This window comes from Micromonospora rubida (genome assembly GCF_009908295.1).
Taxonomy (GTDB): domain Bacteria; phylum Actinomycetota; class Actinomycetes; order Mycobacteriales; family Micromonosporaceae; genus Micromonospora; species Micromonospora rubida.
The window spans coordinates 31,400-48,100 of sequence record NZ_JAAALO010000004.1; the positions used below are offsets into that span (position 1 = coordinate 31,400).

The 16,701-nt window shown below is 68.7% G+C and carries 17 protein-coding genes; 11 read left to right on the forward strand and 6 right to left on the reverse strand.

The features are described 5' to 3' along the window. Positions 1-116: 116 nt before the first annotated feature. Complete coding sequence (locus GVV04_RS14460; RefSeq protein ID WP_161688483.1) at positions 117-1,646, reverse strand: peptide deformylase; 1,530 nt, start codon at positions 1,644-1,646, stop codon at positions 117-119. Positions 1,647-1,970: 324 nt separating this feature from the next. Between GVV04_RS14460 and GVV04_RS14465 the strand changes: the two genes are divergently transcribed. Beyond that, positions 1,971-2,747, forward strand: coding sequence for a ferric iron reductase (locus GVV04_RS14465; RefSeq protein ID WP_161689376.1), 777 nt, complete (start codon positions 1,971-1,973; stop codon positions 2,745-2,747). 24 nt (positions 2,748-2,771) lie between these two features. Here the strand turns inward: GVV04_RS14465 and GVV04_RS14470 are convergent, their stop codons facing one another. Then, positions 2,772-4,622 carry a hypothetical protein gene (locus GVV04_RS14470; protein ID WP_235966222.1) on the reverse strand — a complete coding sequence of 617 codons (1,851 nt, stop codon included), beginning with the start codon at positions 4,620-4,622 and terminating at the stop codon, positions 2,772-2,774. A gap of 211 nt (positions 4,623-4,833) precedes the next feature. Between GVV04_RS14470 and GVV04_RS14475 the strand changes: the two genes are divergently transcribed. After that, a complete protein-coding gene (locus GVV04_RS14475; protein ID WP_161688485.1) occupies positions 4,834-5,544 on the forward strand; it encodes a class I SAM-dependent methyltransferase in 711 nt (236 codons plus the stop codon). A gap of 114 nt (positions 5,545-5,658) precedes the next feature. Here the strand turns inward: GVV04_RS14475 and GVV04_RS14480 are convergent, their stop codons facing one another. After that, positions 5,659-6,192, reverse strand: a complete 534-nt coding sequence (locus GVV04_RS14480) for a YbhB/YbcL family Raf kinase inhibitor-like protein (protein WP_161688487.1) — start codon at positions 6,190-6,192, stop codon at positions 5,659-5,661. Between the two features lie 83 nt (positions 6,193-6,275). After that, complete coding sequence (locus GVV04_RS14485) at positions 6,276-6,431, reverse strand: hypothetical protein (protein WP_161688488.1); 156 nt, start codon at positions 6,429-6,431, stop codon at positions 6,276-6,278. Positions 6,432-7,601: 1,170 nt separating this feature from the next. Here GVV04_RS14485 and GVV04_RS14490 point away from each other — a divergent pair. After that, positions 7,602-8,549 carry a DNA adenine methylase gene (locus GVV04_RS14490; protein WP_161688490.1) on the forward strand — a complete coding sequence of 316 codons (948 nt, stop codon included), beginning with the start codon at positions 7,602-7,604 and terminating at the stop codon, positions 8,547-8,549. A 300-nt stretch (positions 8,550-8,849) separates the two neighbouring features. After that, complete coding sequence (locus GVV04_RS34790) at positions 8,850-9,302, forward strand: HNH endonuclease (protein ID WP_407938813.1); 453 nt, start codon at positions 8,850-8,852, stop codon at positions 9,300-9,302. Between the two features lie 661 nt (positions 9,303-9,963). Here the strand turns inward: GVV04_RS34790 and GVV04_RS14500 are convergent. Both GVV04_RS14500 and GVV04_RS14505 read right to left on the reverse strand, forming a co-directional pair. Then, positions 9,964-10,659, reverse strand: a complete 696-nt coding sequence (locus tag GVV04_RS14500) for an HAD family hydrolase (protein ID WP_161688494.1) — start codon at positions 10,657-10,659, stop codon at positions 9,964-9,966. Further along, positions 10,656-11,522, reverse strand: a complete 867-nt coding sequence (locus GVV04_RS14505) for a GntR family transcriptional regulator (protein ID WP_161688495.1) — start codon at positions 11,520-11,522, stop codon at positions 10,656-10,658. The genes GVV04_RS14500 and GVV04_RS14505 overlap by 4 nt, the downstream gene beginning before the upstream one ends. Before the next feature lie 407 nt (positions 11,523-11,929). Here GVV04_RS14505 and GVV04_RS14510 point away from each other — a divergent pair, with 407 nt between their 5' ends. The 7 genes from GVV04_RS14510 (at position 11,930) to GVV04_RS14540 (ending at position 16,690) form a co-directional block, all read left to right on the forward strand. Then, positions 11,930-12,181: a DUF6284 family protein gene (locus tag GVV04_RS14510; protein WP_161688497.1), complete on the forward strand. Its 252-nt coding sequence runs from the start codon at positions 11,930-11,932 to the stop codon at positions 12,179-12,181. Then, the gene (locus GVV04_RS14515) at positions 12,181-12,552 is read left to right on the forward strand and encodes an RRQRL motif-containing zinc-binding protein (RefSeq protein WP_161688499.1); all 372 of its coding nucleotides are present in this window, start codon (positions 12,181-12,183) and stop codon (positions 12,550-12,552) included. Before GVV04_RS14510 ends, GVV04_RS14515 begins: the two co-directional genes overlap by 1 nt. Continuing rightward, positions 12,549-13,445 (forward strand): ABC transporter permease, encoded by an 897-nt coding sequence (locus tag GVV04_RS14520; RefSeq protein ID WP_161688501.1) that lies wholly within the window; start codon positions 12,549-12,551, stop codon positions 13,443-13,445. The genes GVV04_RS14515 and GVV04_RS14520 overlap by 4 nt, the downstream gene beginning before the upstream one ends. A gap of 97 nt (positions 13,446-13,542) precedes the next feature. Next, entirely contained in the window at positions 13,543-15,747 is a 2,205-nt protein-coding gene (locus tag GVV04_RS14525; RefSeq protein WP_161688503.1) for a cell division protein FtsK, read from the forward strand. Positions 15,748-15,888: 141 nt separating this feature from the next. Next, positions 15,889-16,137 (forward strand): zinc finger-like domain-containing protein, encoded by a 249-nt coding sequence (locus tag GVV04_RS14530; RefSeq protein ID WP_161688506.1) that lies wholly within the window; start codon positions 15,889-15,891, stop codon positions 16,135-16,137. After that, complete coding sequence (locus GVV04_RS14535; RefSeq protein WP_161688508.1) at positions 16,137-16,436, forward strand: hypothetical protein; 300 nt, start codon at positions 16,137-16,139, stop codon at positions 16,434-16,436. The genes GVV04_RS14530 and GVV04_RS14535 overlap by 1 nt, the downstream gene beginning before the upstream one ends. A gap of 11 nt (positions 16,437-16,447) precedes the next feature. Continuing rightward, the gene (locus GVV04_RS14540) at positions 16,448-16,690 is read left to right on the forward strand and encodes a hypothetical protein (protein WP_201753555.1); all 243 of its coding nucleotides are present in this window, start codon (positions 16,448-16,450) and stop codon (positions 16,688-16,690) included. Positions 16,691-16,701: the final 11 nt, after the last annotated feature.

A 16,701-nucleotide genomic window follows, 5' to 3' on the forward strand; every position in this document is an offset into this window, starting at 1 on the left:
CGGCCGCCCAATACTCCGGGCCGCCCGGACGAAGACTTTCCTCCCCCCGAAGAGGACCGGGTCGCGTGCCTCCGCCCCCTGGGGCACGCGACCCGGTCCGCCCCCTTACGCGTCTCTCAGTACCGCCAGGGGTTGCCGGTCTCGCGGTACTCCTCCACCGGCACCAGCGGCACGCCGGGCGTCATCCGGTCGACGTACAGCCGGCCCTCCAGGTGGTCGATCTCGTGTGCCACGAGCCGGGCCATGGCGAACTCGAACGAGGTGATGATCCGGCCACCGTCGTAGTGCGCGTGTTCCACGTCGATGTGTAGCGGCCGGGGCACCAGCCCTCGATGGTCGAAGAAGGAGAGGCAACCCTCGTACTGCTCGTCGGTGTCCGGGGACGAGTCGACCACCCGGGGGTTGAGCAGGATCACGGGCTCGGCACCCCGGTCGGGCGGGCGGACCACGGCGGCGGCCCAGGCGAGGCCGAGCTGGGGGGCGGCGATGCCGACGCCCTTGCTGAACGGGTGCAGCTCGTCGAGACGGACCAGCGCCGAGCTGAGCCGGTCGATCATGTCGCGGGCGGTCGCCTCGTCGGCCGGCAGGCCGAACTGGCGGCTGGGCTGGCGCAGCAGGTCCGCGCCGCGCTGCACGATACCGAGCCCTCGCATCCGATCGCTGGCCCGAACCAGGCCGCCGCCGGCCGGTCCTCCGGGGTCCGACTCGGGCGGGCGGCTGCGGAACCGCCACTGCAACCGGTACCGGGCGTTGAGTGGCGGGTCCTCGGTGGCCCAGTCGAAGATCGCCCGGCCGTCGCGCTCGTGCCGGCTGATCGGGCGGCGCAGCGGCCCTTCCTCGGACGAGAGCGAGGTTTCCACCCCCCAGACCTGGGGGTCCAGGTCAGTGGGCAGGTCGAGCCGGACCGCCAGGTGCCGGGTCGGCAGGCGTACGGCGCGTTGGAACCAGGGGCCCCACTTCTCCCGGCCCACGCGGTACGCGTACTCGATGGTGACCCGGTCGCCGGGGTAGAGCGGGAAGCGGCCCTCGTCGTTCTCGAAGAGCAGCCAGATCTCCTTGACCGCGTCCCGGTCGTGCTTGGCCCGCCAGTGCATCGGCTCGGGCTCCCCGCCGTCGTACCGGTAGGACAGCAGTTGCAGTTCGGCGAAGGTGAGCGGGTGTTCCCGGTGGTGCCGGTTCGACCGGCCGGGGTCGTTGGGGTACCGGTCGACGGCGACCCGGACCAGGTAGCGGTTCACCGGTTCGGTGCCGGCGTTGTAGAGCTCCCGGCGGATGACGCACCGGTAGCCCTCGTCGGTGTGGGTGAGGGTGGCCAGCTCGCGCTCCACGATCAGCCCGGTTCCGGGGGGCATCCACTGGCCGGGGGCGGGGTGGTCCCGGTGCGGCGGGGTGGTGCGGCCGTGCCGCAGTTCGTCGTACTCCCGGAAGCGCTGCCAGATCGCGCCGCTGGCCTCCAGGACGGCCTCGGCCCGGCGGGCGAAGTCCTCGGTCGGCCGGTGCCGGCGCCCCTCGACGTGGCTGACGTAGGACGGGTCGAAGCCCATCAGCGTGGCCAGTTGCTTCTTGGACAGCCCCCGCTCGGTCCGCTGCCGGGCGAGTTCGGCCGCGAACGAGCCAGCGGCCCGCTCGATGGGAGAGGTCGTCATCAGCTTCCTCAACGCAGGGGAGTATCAGTTTCACTTTCTGTACGTGAATGCGCACAGGAGTGGCACCTTGTCGACATTCGGCTTGACAATTCACGCATGAACGTCAATGCTTCTGCGATCTGACCCGTCCCGCCGTACCGGCGTTTCCCCCGCTCGTGGCCGGGTAGCTCCTCGACACGCCCCCGTGGTCGGAAGCCGCCGGGGGTGACGGGCGCCTCCCGGCCGCCACCGGTCGAGCACTTCCCTACCCCCGAACCGTTGGTTAGGCTAGCCTTAGTTGGCAGCTCGGAACGTAGGTCGGGAGGAGATGCGGTGACAGCGGTGATGCCCACGCGGGAGACCGCGATGCCCCTCGCCCCGGTGACCGCGACCCTGCGCGCCATGTTCGGCACCGACGACCTGCCCGGGCTCGCGCCGGGCCTGCTGGTGACCGACGACCGGTTCGGCTGGGCCCCGGCCACCACCCTGGTCGACGGGACCCGACTGCCCGAGCTGCTGCACGCTGCCACCCTGCGCTGGGGCGGCACCCCACACGCCTGCGCCGCGTTGGCCTGGAAGTCGTACAGCTACTGGGTCGCCCTGCCGGCCGTGCTCGGCTGGGCGGCGGCCCGCCGGGTGCCGCTGCTCGACCCGGCCGACGTGCTGATCCACTTCGAGGACCACCGCCCCCTGGTCACCCTCGGGCTGCGCCGGTCCACCACCGTCGCGGTGCTCCCCGGCGACCCGCTGGCCCTGGCGGGGCTGCCGGAGGTCCGGGTCGTCGCCGACGAGGCCGCGCTGCTGGCCGTGCTCCGCGCCTCGCTGCTCGACGCCCACCTCGCCCCGCTGGTCACCGCCATCCAGGCGGAGGTCCGCATCGGCACCCGTACGCTGCTCGGCTCCGTCGCCTCCGGCATCGCGCACGGCGTGCTGCGGGCCGCCGACGTGCTGCCCGGCCCCGCGACCCGGCACGTCGAGACGCTGCTGCACGCCCTCGACCTGGCGGATCTGGTCGAGCTGGTGCCCGGCCCTGCTGGCGAGCCGACGGTCCAGCGCCGCACCTGCTGCCTGGCCTTCACCCTGCCCAGGCCGAAGGTCTGCCAGGGCTGCTGCCTCCGCTGACGCCCTGAGCCGGCCGGCTGCGGGCTAGTCCGTCAGCGGGCGGACGTCCCAGACCCAGACCCCGCCCGTGTACGTGGGGCGGATGCCGGTCAGCTCGGTCATCCCTTGGCGTAGCGCGGCGGCGTGCTCGTGCGGGCCGAGCAGCACCACCCCCGCCCGCCAGTACCGCAGGTCCTCCAGCGCCGACGCCCGGGTCGGCGCCGTGACCGGCGGGACCTGGCCGGTGCGCCGGATGGTGATGAAGAAGCTGCTGGTGGGACGCGGCGGGGCGGTGAACAGGGCGATCCGCCCCTCCGGCGCCCGGGGCCGGGTGTCCGGCCCGAGGAAGTAGCCCCGGGCCAGCGGCAGGTCCAGGCGGGTCGCCGCCGACCAGCGCAGCGGATCCGGGTAGTCGGTGTCCGGCAGCGGCAGGGTCACCACGCTGCGCCCGCCGGCCACGTACGGACGCCAGGCGCCGGAGGTGACGAACTCGGGCACCGGGTCGAGGCGCACCGAGGGCAACGGGGTGGGGAACGCGGGGAGCAGCGCCATGGTCAGCATGGTGGCGGTGGCGAAGCGGATCTGCGGGCGGGCGGCCGGGTGCTCCCGGGCCAGCCGGCGGGCCCGCTCCGCGCCGAGCGCGAGCAGCACCCCGACGATCGGGACGGTCGCCAGCGCCCACCGGGTGGGCACCACCGAGTGCAGGATCGGCAGGTTCTCCAGGGCCGCCCAGGGCCCGGCGATCCCGGTCGCGCGGCCCTCGAACTGGATCTCCCGGCCGAGGGAGAGCACCGCGAAGAGCAGGCCGACCGCGGCGAGGCCGAGCACCACGGGGCTGCGCCGCAGCCACCACACCAGGGCGCCCACCAGGACGACCAGCGGCCAGCCGAAGAAGCCGTTCTCCTCGGTGGGGTTCTTGACCAGCCTGAGGTTGGTCTTCGGGTCGCCGGCGATCGACTCCCGGCCGAACGCGGTGAACGAGGCGAGGTCGGTGCGGTAGCCGCGGATCAGCTCGGACAGGCCCTCGTACGCGCCGGGGCCGAAGAACTGCACGTACAGCGGGTACGCCAGCAGCACTGCGGCCAGGGCGGCGGCGACCGCCAGCCCGGCGAGGAACGGCCGGGCCCGCCGGCGCAGCTCGGGCCGGCCCAGGGCCAGCGCGACGACCACCACGCCGAGCCCGATGGCGGTTATCAGCAGGATCTCCAGGTTGATGAAGGCCTGCCAGACGATCACAAGCCCGAGCAGCCCGCCGTTGCGCAGCCACCGCCCGCCGTCGGGCAGCCGCAGGGTGCGCCAGACGATCAGGGGCACCACGAACTGGCTGACGATGTTGGGGTGGGCGTTGGCGTGCGAGACCATCGCCGGGGCGAACGCGCAGAACCCGGCCCCGAGCCAGGCCGGCCCCCGGGAGCCGACCAGCACCCGGGAGAGGACGAAGTACCAGGCGGTCGCGGTGGCGATCATGCCGCCGGTGAGGAACACCAGGAAAGCGGTACGCGGCCCGAACAGGACGGTGACCGGCGTCATTGGCAGAGAAATGGATAATACGGACGTGTTGGCCATGAGATTGACGCTGTCCGGCACATTCATCTGAGCCGAGCCGAACGGGTATGCGAAATCGGTCAGCACCCGCGCGCCGTGCGCCATCATCCACTCGAAGAGCGCCTGGTCGGATCGGTTGTCCCGGACCCCGTGCGCCGGGTTCACCCAGAGCCGGAGAGTCACCCAGAAGGCGATCAGCGCGAAGCTAAGCACGGCGAGGGCGTCCGCCCAGCGCCCCCGCCTGGACGTCGCGCCCCTGTTCACCCCTTCGTCGGACGCGTCCGACACCGGGGGTTCGGCCTCGCCGCCCCCGGGCTCGCCGTCGGGGCGGTCCGATTGAGGAGTAGTCATGACAATTCATAGAGTAGTCAGGGTATGGCACTGACGTGACATGTTTCTGGGGACTGGCGTACTATGTGCCGGGTTCGCCGACCGCCGATCTCGTGCCCACCCCCGACCGCAATTCGGCCACCACGATGCCCCGATTTCCCCACCGTCCGCTTCGGATGGTTCACTCTGTCGGTCCCGGGGCAGGTCGAGTCACACCGTGAGGAATCGACGCATGGCAGAAATCACTGGGGATCAGCGTGTCCAGTCCGAGGTGCTCGAAGGCCTCGCGACGGCGGTCAACCACCGCAGGTGGTTCGTCGAGCTGGCCGTCCCACACCTCGGTGACAACCCGATCGAGATCGGCAGCGGGCTGGGCGACTACGCCCTGGCGTGGGCGGACCACTTCCCCCGGTTCACCGCCACCGAGGCCGACCCGGACCGGCTGGTCGCCCTGAAGGAGCGCCTCGCCGCGCAGCCGAACATCGAGGTCCGGCAGATGCTGCTGCCGCACTCCGAGCGCGGGGACTACAGCGCCGTCGTGTCGTACAACGTGCTGGAGCACATCGAGGACCACGTGGGCGCGCTGGCCAGCATGCGCGACCTGGTCCGGCCGGGCGGTGCCGTGGTGATCATCGTGCCGGCGTTCCAGTTCGCGATGGGCCCCGCCGACATCGCCACCGGCCACGTCCGCCGGTACACGAAGAAGACCCTGTCCGCCGCGATGACCGAGGCCGGCCTGACCGTGGAGAAGATCCACTACGCGAACGCGCTCGGCCTGATCGGCTACTTCATGGCGACCAAGGTCTTCCGGCTGATGCCGAAGGAGGGCCCAATGGTGAAGGTCTACGACACCCTGGTCCTCCCCGCCACCAAGGCAGCGGAACAACTGGTCCGCCCCCCGTTCGGCCAGTCCGTCTTCGCCGTAGCCCGCGTCCCCGCCTAACCCCCCACCCCACCCCCCACCCCACCGGCCCCGCGATCTTGCACTTTGGGCCCGGGCAATCCGGGCATGTGCCGCAAGACGCGGGCCGCAAGTGCAAGATCGCGGGTGGGTGGGTTAGTGCTTGAGCTGGTACGTGGGGCGGATGACCGCGCGGGCCAGGGTGTGGAAGGCGAGGTTGAAGCCGACGTACGCGGGGGTGGCGTCCGGGTCGACGTCGAGGCGCTCGACGTCGACGGCGTGCACGGCGAAGACGTACCGGTGCGGGCGGTCGCCGGCCGGCGGGGCCGCGCCGCCGAAACCGGCCGTGCCGTAGTCGTTGCGAACGCTGAACGCGTCGCCCAGGGCGGCCTCGTCGACGCCCCGGGGCAGCTCGGTCACCGAGGCGGGAAGGTTGACCAGCACCCAGTGCCAGAAGCCGCTGCCGGTCGGCGCGTCCGGGTCGAAACAGGTGACCACGAAGCTCTTCGTCTCGGCGGGAAAGTCCGACCAGGCGAGCTGCGGCGAGACGTTCCCCCCGCCGACGCTGTCGTGGGCGTGCCGGGCGTCCATCGGCTCGCCGTTGTGCACGTCGTCACTGGCCAGGGTGAACGCCGCAACGGTCGGCAGCAGCTCGTACGGGTCCGGGGCGATCGGTCGTTCCAGGGACATCGGGACGGTCCTTCCGGTGGGCGTGGTTTCCTGCCGCCCTTCTTACCCCGCCACGACCCGCAATCGACCACCGGCACATCGGATCAGCACGAGGATTCTCCTGACTCAGGATGCTCTGGCGTGGCCATGCCGACGGACACGGACGGTTCCATCAGCACGTGGTACTGCTCGGCCGTCGAGCGGGCGCGCTTCAGGATGCCGCGCGCGGTGATCACCGTGCCGCTGATCGCGCTCAGCACGGCTCAGGCTGGTGGGCATCGAGTTCCTCCGCGCGCGGCCGGAAGTTCGCAAGCACGGTCACGGATCTCGGAGTTCTGTGCCGCAGAAACCATGGCTGCGTTGCTGGCGTCGCGCCCGCCTGTCGCCACAGCGGCCAATGCCTCACGCGCCCCAGCGAGAACCGATCGCGTTGCGGCGGAGATCGGGTAGATCTTGGAAGATTTCGGCCCCTGGAAGGGCCGTTTGCTTCCAAGATCTCCCAGTTCCGGGGCCGGGCAGCCTCCTGGGGACCGCCGGCGGCCCGGCTGGGCCGGGCAAGATCCGCTCGGTTGTGGCCGCTACGCACGTAGGCAGGCCGCCACTGCTGGTTGCCGCTCGTTTGCCGCCGAGCCCGGCTGGCGGGGGCGATGGCCGTTGGTGCCGCCCCGGTACGGTGCCGCAGCATGGGCGCACTCAAGCCGTGGCACGTCGCCACAGTCTGCTGTCTCGTCACGTCGGTTGTGCTGCTCGCTGGCCTCGCCTGGTTCGTAGTAAGCCGGGCAAACCGCCGTCGCTAGTGCTCGTCACGCAGTCCTCAGCGGGTAATCCGGGTGACGGATCTCGGAGTTCCGGCGACAGGTACGCGAGAAGGCGCCTACTCCCGCTCGACACCGTTCTTGCTGGCACTGACCCTGTGAAACTCCAAGTAAAGTCAACCAGCCGGACCCGGTCGATAGCTACAAGCATGCCCCCTGACTGGCGTTTCCGCTGGTCAGGGGGCTTTTGCGCTGCTCGGGAGGCGGAGGGTGTGGGATTCGAACCCACGAAGACATCGCTGCCTTACCGGTTTTCAAGACCTCGAAGCTCACGGCGCTGACCTGCCGGTATGCCGTCCGCCGCTGACTTCGCGACACACATGCGGTACATCACTACTCAAGCCATGATCCAGCCTGCCGCCCCTCGGGGTATGCCGATGCGTGAACTCCCGGTGGCCGTCCCGGGTGAACGCGACAAGTTGGCAGCACGGACAGGTAACGTCACCGTCCGTAATTAAACCTTAGGGCGGGTAGGCCCAGCACGCTCTCGCGATCAGTCCAACCGCTGACTGTCTCTTCGGAGGGATCCACGCTTCTAGAGCAAGGCGGATGACACACCCCACGACACGCCGGGCGGCGGCAGGGTTTGCAACTCGGTGCGGCACACTGGTAACCATGACGCCAGCGCCGCTTACTCCCCGAAGGCTACCATCCCTTGATGCTGTGCCACATGCAATTCCCTACCAGGGCAGCAAGCGACAGTTGGCTCATGCCATCGTCCCTCTCCTCCCCCTAGACACTGCGCGATTGATAGAGCCCTTCGCCGGCTCGGCGGCTGTTTCGATCGCAGCAGCCTACCTGGCGATACCGAAGGCGACTGTAATCAGTGACGTCAACGAGCCACTTATGGCTCTATGGCAACGCATTATAACGGACCCGGCAACCTTGGCGGATGACTACGAAAGCCTATGGGAGGCGCAACTCTCAGACCCTCGAAGTTACTACGAAGAAATTCGTTCGAAGTTCAATGCAACAAGCGAGCCACACTTCCTTCTCTACCTTCTAGCTCGATGCGTCAAGGCGGCAGTTCGCTACAACCGTCAGGGAGAATTCAACCAGGGTGCCGATAATCGGCGACTTGGCGCAAAGCCGGCTACCATGAGGAAGCGCCTTCAGGCAACAGCAAAAGCCCTTGCTGGCTCAACAGCACTTGCGAGAGACTACACGGCCGCTCTGGAAGCAGCGGACGTCGAGGATGTCGTTTACATGGACCCACCTTATGAGGGGGTGTCGAACACCCGAGATCACCGTTACATGGCTGGCCTTCCTCGCGCAGATTTCGTTACAAACCTGAGAAGTGCAATAGATCGCGGTGTTTCTTTTATCATTTCATACGATGGCTCGACCGGCGTAAAGTCCTATGGAAGGCCATTGACTGAAACACTAGACCTGATGCATCTTCACCTTGACGCAGGAAAATCTTCGCAAGCTACCCTAAACGGGAATACCGCGCATACAGTGGAATCTTTGTATTTGTCTCCAGCGCTCATCACTAGGCTCGGCGGTGCCGAGCAGGTGATAGCCCACCTTCGTCCAGTTGCAGCAGAACCTGTACTACTTTGAGCGTGACCCGGGCTCGGGAAACCGCTAGAGTCTGCGTCCATGTCAAGCCCTTACCCAGAAGACTTCACGGCTTGGGTCCTGAGTCGGCCGTTTAGCTTAAGAGCAAGAAGAGCCGTTGAGCGAATGCTTGACCAAGGTTATGTAACGACAGCAGATCTTAACGAAATGGGTTACGACCACCCTCCACGCGCCATCGGCGACATCAAGGATGCTGGCGTCCAGATAGCAAAGACGATGGTAGTTGCAGACGGCCGCCGCATGGCCAGATACGAGCTAGTTCCGACAATCGGTGACGCAACCATGACTGGCCGTCGACTCCTTCCTAGGGCATTCAGGGAAAGCCTTTATGCACGGTGGAGCTATCGCTGCGCTGTCTGCAACGGCAAGTTCACTTCAAGGGAGCTTCAGACGGACCATCGAATTCCATATCGAGTTTCGGGTGAGTCCCTAGAACACATCTCCAATGACTTCATGCCCCTATGCCCATCCTGCAATAGGGCCAAGTCATGGTCGTGCGAAAACTGCCCAAACTGGGAAAACCGTGTCCCCTCGGAATGCGAAACGTGCCTCTGGGGATCACCTGAAAACTACTCCCATATCGCAACCATTCCGGAAAGGCGATTGCATTTAAGTTGGTCAGGAAATACTGAGGTTGGACATTTTGACCGACTGTCAGACCGCGCCAGAATGGCGGAGGTCACGGTGTCTGAACTTGCAAAGAGAATCATCTCGAAGATACCGACGAGCGAGTAGGGGAAAGCGGCTTGTCTTCCCTTTGCTTCGCAAGTGCCATGTATGCACCGCGGGCTTCCGACAGCGATGTGGCTTCTCGCGCGAGTCTCTTTCGGATAACCTCTTTGTCGTGCTCATCAAGAGGGATGAACCCGGCCCGAAGCCGGAGATGCCAGGCCCCATGAAAGGCGTGCAAATCTGGAACAAGCGGCCCTAGGTTTACCATTTGCGATGGGCGTAGCAGGTGGATCACTTCTATGCTGCACCCCATACCGAAACTATTGCCACCAAAAGCAATAGACTCGTCAAGCTGACTAACAAGGCTCGTTACAGTAACCTCGCCAATGAGGCCGGATTTTTCGCCGTATGGCAGGCCACGAAAACAGCGGCTGGTTACGTAGAGAAAGAGCGGGGAACCCGGGCTCAGATTCGCCAGTGCCCTCCTTCGAAGGTTAGAGAACGCCATACGGCCCTCGCCTAGCACCCAGGCGAGGGCTCGGGCGTCGCTGAGGACGGCAAGATGTGCGGCAGGTGGAGTCGGCACCTCGATAGTCTACGAGGCGGGACTCCGGTTCCCTGCTGCAACTCTGGGTCGACGGCCCGCACACTCCGCGCCACGTCCCCACCACGGGCGGCGGTTTACTCACGTACCGGCACCGTGGCGCTGCGGCTGGAGTGCGTTTCAGCCACTGGTGCACTCGATCAGTACGCCGGCTACCTCGCCCATGCTCGTAATCACCATGTCTGCTCCGGCGGCCTGGAACATCCCGACCTTGGCCGGCCGGTTCGCGTAGCCGATCACCTTCGCTCCAGCCGCCCGTGCTCCGTCGATGTCCGAGAGCGAGTCCCCCACTAGCACGCACCGGCTCGGCGGCTCGCCGACGGTCCGCATGGCCTGCAGGATCGGTTCCGGGTTGGGCTTCATGCGGTCCGGAAGTGCGTATGCCCTGCCGACCACTAGTGAGACATACGCAGCAAGCCGGTGCGCTGTCAGGTACGCGCTCACCGCGCCGGCCGAGTTGTTGCTGACTACTGCTACCGGCATTTCGGCTTGCCGGGCCGCCACGATGACCTCTCGGCCGTACGGGGTTGGTTCGGCAGTCTCGACGGCTCGGCGCTCGGCCGCGCAGAGCGCATCCTCTACCGCTCGTGTGTTGCCCTGGTCGCCGGCCGCGCCGGTACGGCGCAGCACCTCAAGCGGGTCCGGCTCGCTGGCGAGGTCGGGCGGCACGTCGACGCCTCGCCGCCTCAGTACGTCGACCAGCTCGGCGGCAACCTGCGGTGCCGGGTAGCCGGCGAAGATGCTGCATACCGGCCCGTCGAAGTCGAGTAGCACCGCGCCGACCCCGGCGAGCAGCCGGCCAAGGTCGGCGCTCATCCGTCGTACCGGTAGGCGATGGTCGACCACACCGAGTCGAACCACTGGCGGGACGCCTCCACGAACTGCGTGCCGTGCGAAGCGTCGTCGTCGGTCACCGCGTAGTGGAACAGCGGCACGTCCTTGCCCATCAGGTCGTAGATCGCCATCGGCTCACCCTTGATCGAGACGGTGCGCTCAACTACCGGGTAGAAGCCGTAGAAGACCTCTTCGCTGTTCAGGATGTAGAGCTTGAACAGCGGGGACGCCCGGTGCATCCGTACTTCGACGGTGGTTGACCGGATGAGGCCGAGGTCGCCCAGCTCGGTGACCTGATCGATGATGCCGTCCGCCGCCCGGCGGGTGATTCTTGCCGCGCGTTCGCGTACGGCCGGGTCGTCGGCCTGTGTCTCGGCCCGTGCCGGCAGCGCCATCGGCACAGTCATGTCGGAGATCAGGACCCGCACGGCGATCGTCTCCGGCGCAAGCCGGCCGACGCGCACTTTGTCGAGCGCTTCGGCGAGCGCGTCGCGCAGCGTCTCGCCAGAGAACCCGGCGAAGTCGATGGTGACGTGAGGTCGGTCGAACGAGGCTTCAATGTGCGGGCGCAGTTCGACTGCCCGCTGTGTCTGCGCGCGAACGAACGCGCCGCTGCCCTGCCGGGACACGATCAGCCGCTCTGCCCGGAGCAGGTCCAAGGCTCGCTTGACCGTCTCTCGTGCGACGCCGTAGCGGGTGGCTAGCTCGGGCTGCGACGGCAGCTTCTCGCCGGGCGTGAGTCGGCGCGTGAGGATGGCTGCCCGCAGCTTGTTCGCGATCTGCTGCGAGGCCTGTTTGGGGTCGTCGGGATCTAGCTGACCGAGGAAGTCAAGGTTCTCGCTCACCTGCCCACGGTAGCGCTGACTAGCCAAGTTGAGAAAGTTCGCCACGCCCCCTTGACCTGACTAGCCAAGGCGACCTACGTTCATCCCGTCGAACCTGGCTAGCCAGGCACGACAAGCCGAGCGGAAGCCGGGGAAGGTGGCGCTTTGCGCTGCGCGCTCACGGGCCGGTCGTGTGGTCGTTCATTGAGAACTTCACAGCAGAAGCGCCGCGTAGATCCGTCTGCGGCATCCCCGCCTTGAGCCACACGGTGGCCGACCCCGGTAGATCCCGGGCGAGCAGGGCGAGCGGGCCGGATCTTGGCACGCGGTTTGGGCTTCTGCCTCCTGTTCCTGTCTGCCCCAGGGTGCGGCCGATCCGGTCGCACCCCGGACTTTCCCCACTTCATCGACTCCCCCGGAGGTTTCCCGTGCGGAACCGACTTGCCCTCGTCACCGCCGAGCCCACCGCCGCCGACCTGGCCGCGATCCACATGGAGTGGCCGCTGATCGCCGCCGAGCTGGACGTACTCGACGCCGAAATCACCCTGATCTACGCCGAGGACCACGGCGGCCCGACCGACCTGGACTGGCGGCGGCTGCGCCGGGCCGAGGCTCGTGTCACCCGCGCAGCCGCCGAACTGGCCGCCGGCACCCTCGCCGACCCGCACCGCGCGGCCTAATGTCACGCATCCGGGCCGCCTACTGGGACCCGGACGGGACCCGGTACGGCATCCCCACCTACTGGTGGCGGGGTGCCCCGGCCGGCTACGCCACCCGTCGTCAACTGCGGGCCGCCGGCCTGCGCCCCGCCGGGCAGCCGGTCGCCGCGCAGGTGCTCTGGCGCGGCGTCGGCGGCACCCGCGCCGCGCACCTGTACCGGGTCGACCTGGCCCGACCGAAGCGCACCGCCACTCCCGCCCAGCTCCGCGCGGTTCGCGCCGCCCTGACCGCCCGCCGCACCTGCCCCACCTGCGGCGTAACCCGCTCCTACTACATCCCGCGCTCGCTCGGCGAGTGCCTGACCTGCTCCGATGGAGGACATCAGTCATGACCGCCCCGACCATCAACGGCACGAAGTTCCCGCAGCCGGTCGACGTGCTACTTCCAGCCGCCCGCGCCCTGGACCTGCCCGCCGGCCAGCAGCTCCCCTCCCGTAACCGGCTCATGCGAGAGTTCCGCATCGGCGCGGCCAAGGCGGACGACATCCTCGCCCGCCTCAAGGCCGAACACGCCAGCCGCGACCGCGCCGAGACGCTGCGCAAGGCTTTGATCCTGCGCGGATCGCTGGTGACCCCTGAGGCGGACACCGCCGACCCGGCCGCGCCCCGGCTGGACTACCCCGAGCCGATCGGCCCTGACCTGGCCCCGGCCCCGGACGTACCCGAGTCCGCCCCGGTGCTCGACCCGATCCCAGCCGCCCCGGCGAAGATCACGCCCGGCGAGCAGGTCGAGCAGGTCACGCCGGTCAGTCACCCGGACACGCCCACCCCAACCACCCCCAACCCCGTACCGGCCGCGCCGGTCCGCTCGGCGGTCGCCTGGCCGGTGGTGCTGCTCGCCCTACCCGCGTTCGTCGCCATCTGGTCCGGGTGGGTCGGACTCGGCGGACTCACCGGATTCGGGGTGGTCCACCCACTGCCCGGCATCGCCGACGGATTCAGCCTCAACACCGCGATCACCCTCCCGATCGGCGTCGAAACGTACGGCGCTTACGCCCTGTACGTGTGGCTGTCCGGGCGAGTGCCGCCCCGGGCGCTCCGGTTCGCCAAGTGGTCCGCCATCGCGTCCCTGCTGGTCGGCGCGCTCGGCCAGGTCGCCTATCACCTGCTGGTCGCCCCGGCCACGGGTGCCCCGTGGTGGATCACCACCGCCGTATCCGTCCTGCCGGTCGCCGTGCTCGGCATGGGCGCCGCCCTGGCACACCTCGTCCGCGCCCACGACTAGTTCCGCCCGGCAGCGCGGCCAACCGGCTACCAACCTGCGCCGCGCTGCCGGTCCCCACCTCCCGAGGAACATCCCCGAGCTTGGAGGAACCCCCATCATGACGTCCCCCGACGACAACAACCGCTTCGACTGGCAGGCGGCAGAACACGATCTGACCGACCCCAACGGCCCGGATGCCGAGGTGGTCGACCTGGACGCCGCCCGGTCCCGCCGGGGCGCGTCGGTCACCCCCGACGGTGACGGAAGTGACCTGGCCGACGAGCCCGCCGCCCGGCGGTTGGTGGACTCGCTGGCCGCGCAGCGTTCCCCTCGTTTCACGGTGGCGGGGTTGCAGGCCGGGAAGCGCCGGCCGATCGTTCCGGCGTGGCTGCGGTCGCGTGCCGAGCTGCGCGACGCCGCCCGGTGGACGGTCGGGCACCTGTTCCACGCCGGGGCGTATCACCTGACCCGGGTGCCGAAGTACGCCGGGAAGTTGGCGTGGCGGGCGCCGCGCGGGACGGGTCGGGTGCTGACCGGCTGGGGCCGGTGGCTGTTCGACCTGCAAGGCGAGCACGTCCGCCAGATGGTGGCCGACAAGGGCGACGCCGAGTTGTACCTGAAGGTGTCGCGGTTGCGTGACCAGCGCGTCCGGTGGCGGGGGTTCGTCACCGCCGCGGTGGTCCTCGGGGTGCTGCCCGCGTTGGGCATCGCCTACGCCCTCGCGCCGGCCGGTGCCCGTTACGCCACCCTCGCGGGTCTGCTGGTCGCGTTGGGGGTGCTGGGCCGTCCGGCGGATAAGCCGCTGCTCGATACCGCCGTGGTCGTGCCCCGGGTGCAGAAGCTGACCTCGGATGTGGTGGTGCGCGCGTTGGGCAACCTCAGCATCACCGGCATCAACCAGGCGCTGTCCAAGGGTGACCGGGGCAGGGACTGGTTCCCCGCCCCGATCACCCGCGACGGCCCCGGCTGGCGCGCCGACGTGGAGCTGCCCAACGGTGTCACCGCGACGGAGGTCATCGAGAAGCGGGAGAAGTTGGCCGCTGGCCTGTCTCGCCCGCTCGGGTGCGTGTGGCCCGAGGGACAGCCCGAGGTGCACCCCGGCAGGCTCGTGCTGTGGGTCGGCGACCAGGACATGTCCAAGGCCAAAAAGCCGACGTGGCCGCTACTCAAGGCCGGCACGGTGGACCTGTTCCGGCCGCAGCCGTTCGGCACCGACCCGCGCGGCCGGTGGGTTGACCTGACGTTGATGTTCATGGCGATGGTCATCGGTTCCATCCCGCGTATGGGTAAGACGTTCGCGTTGCGGGAGGTGCTGCTGATCGCCGCGCTCGATCCGCGTGCGGAGATCCACGCCTACGACCTCAAGGGCACCGGTGACCTGTCGGCGTTGGAGCAGGTCGCGCACCGCTACCGCGCCGGTGAGGAAGACGAAGACATCGAGTATGCGGTGGCGTCGATGCGGGAGCTGCGCGAGGAGCTGCGGCGCCGGGCGAAGGTGATCCGTGAGCTGCCCCGGGACCTGTGCCCGGAGAACAAGGTCACCCCGGAACTGGCGTCGAAAAAGGTGCTCGGCCTGCACCCCCTGGTCGTCGGGGTGGATGAGTGTCAGAAGTGGTTCGAGCACCCCGAGTTCGGCAAGGAACTGGAAGCGATCAGCACCGACCTCGTGAAGCGCGGGCCGGCGCTCGGGATCATCCCGGTGTTCGCGACTCAGCGGCCGGATGCCAAGAGCTTGCCGACGGGGATCAGCGCGAACGCGTCCACCCGGTTCTGCCTGAAGGTCATGGGGCAGACCGAGAACGACATGGTGCTGGGCACGTCGCAGTACAAGCAGGGCGTCCGGGCGACCATGTTCGCCTGGACCGATAAGGGCACCGGCTACTTCGTCGGTGAGGGAGCCGATGCCCGGATCACCACCACCGTCAACATCGACGGGCCGATGGCCGAGCGGATCGCCGCCCGCGCCCGCACCGCCCGCGAGGCCGCCGGGCGGATCACCGGCCACGCCCTCGGCGAACAGCCCGCCAAGGCTCAAGCCCTGTCGTTCCACCTGCTCGACGACATCACGGTCGTGGTGCCCGCCAGTGAGACCAAGGTGTGGTGCCGCACCGTGGCCGCCCGGCTGATCGAGCTGCGACCCGACGTCTACACGGGGTGGGACGGGGAGCGGGTCACCGTCGCGCTCAAGCCCTTCGGGGTGAAGGTCGGGCAGACGTGGGGCACCGACCCGGACACCGGCAAGGGCGCCAACCGGGGCGGCTTCGAACGCGCCACGATCATCGCCGCAATAGCGGAGCGTAACCGGAAGCGGGACGCGAGCTAACCGCAGATTGGTCCTAGGTCTAGGACCGACGGGTTCCTAGACCTAGGACCGCCCCTAGGACGCCATCCGAACCTTGATCAGGACGCTAGGAATCTAGCGGCCTTCCCCGAACACACCCCGAAACCGGCTCTGGAGGCTGAAATGACCCCCCGCGACCTGCTAGCCGCCGCCCCCTGCCTCACCCTCACCCTGGTCACGCTCGGTTACCTGGCCTTGTGCGTGATCGACCCGTTCGGCCGCTGCCGCACCTGCCACGGCACCGGCCGCAAACGCTCCCCGCTCACCCGTATGCGGCGGGAGTGCCGCCGCTGCGCCGGCACCGGCCTCCGGCTACGCCTCGGCCGGCACGCCATCAACCACATCAAGGACGAGTACAAGGCGGCGAAGTAATGCGCCGCCGCAACAGCCAGCACGGTCACACCGACTGGTGCGGCCGGGACCACCGCTGCAACCTCGGCGAACACCGCTCGGCGGAAATCGTGGTCGACCTGCCCGGCCACGGCCGCGCCGTGTTGGTACGGGTGCGGACCGCCGCCGGCCGCGACCACGCCGAGATTCGGCTACGGGTCGCCCTGGCCCCCGCCGAGCCGGCCGCCCGCCGGCAACTCGCCGGCCTCCTCGCCGACCTGCGCCACGTCGTCACCCGCGCCGCCCTCGCCGCACGGCCCGCACCCCGCCGGGCCGCGTAGTGGAGGCGTGGTTGACCGGCACCCCCGCCGAACTCGACACCGCCATTGCGGCGCTGACCGCCGTCGCCTACGTCGCCCAGGTCAGCGACCGGCACCCGCTCACCGGCACCGACGCCGGCCGGCACCGGGTGTTCCTGCGCCTGGCCCTCACCACCACCGCCGACACCCCGCCCCGCCGGCCCGGCCCGGCCCCCGCCCAGGGCGGGGCGCTGATCGACCTCGACACCGCCCGCGCCACCCGCCGGCCCGCCTGAACAGGAGACAC

Excerpts from the sequence above, each read along its gene's own strand:
- GVV04_RS14530 (WP_161688506.1), top strand. The coding sequence starts at position 15,889 with ATGACCCCCCGCGACCTGCTAGCCGCCGCCCCCTGCCTCACCCTCACC.
- GVV04_RS14520 (WP_161688501.1), top strand. The coding sequence starts at position 12,549 with ATGACCGCCCCGACCATCAACGGCACGAAGTTCCCGCAGCCGGTCGAC.
- GVV04_RS14460 (WP_161688483.1), bottom strand. The coding sequence starts at position 1,646 with ATGACGACCTCTCCCATCGAGCGGGCCGCTGGCTCGTTCGCGGCCGAA.
- GVV04_RS14490 (WP_161688490.1), top strand. The coding sequence starts at position 7,602 with ATGACGCCAGCGCCGCTTACTCCCCGAAGGCTACCATCCCTTGATGCT.
- GVV04_RS14525 (WP_161688503.1), top strand. The coding sequence starts at position 13,543 with ATGACGTCCCCCGACGACAACAACCGCTTCGACTGGCAGGCGGCAGAA.
- GVV04_RS14480 (WP_161688487.1), bottom strand. The coding sequence starts at position 6,192 with ATGTCCCTGGAACGACCGATCGCCCCGGACCCGTACGAGCTGCTGCCG.
- GVV04_RS14500 (WP_161688494.1), bottom strand. The coding sequence starts at position 10,659 with ATGAGCGCCGACCTTGGCCGGCTGCTCGCCGGGGTCGGCGCGGTGCTA.
- GVV04_RS34790 (WP_407938813.1), top strand. The coding sequence starts at position 8,850 with ATGACTGGCCGTCGACTCCTTCCTAGGGCATTCAGGGAAAGCCTTTAT.
- GVV04_RS14475 (WP_161688485.1), top strand. The coding sequence starts at position 4,834 with ATGGCAGAAATCACTGGGGATCAGCGTGTCCAGTCCGAGGTGCTCGAA.
- GVV04_RS14515 (WP_161688499.1), top strand. The coding sequence starts at position 12,181 with ATGTCACGCATCCGGGCCGCCTACTGGGACCCGGACGGGACCCGGTAC.
- GVV04_RS14470 (WP_235966222.1), bottom strand. The coding sequence starts at position 4,622 with ATGACTACTCCTCAATCGGACCGCCCCGACGGCGAGCCCGGGGGCGGC.
- GVV04_RS14535 (WP_161688508.1), top strand. The coding sequence starts at position 16,137 with ATGCGCCGCCGCAACAGCCAGCACGGTCACACCGACTGGTGCGGCCGG.
- GVV04_RS14465 (WP_161689376.1), top strand. The coding sequence starts at position 1,971 with ATGCCCACGCGGGAGACCGCGATGCCCCTCGCCCCGGTGACCGCGACC.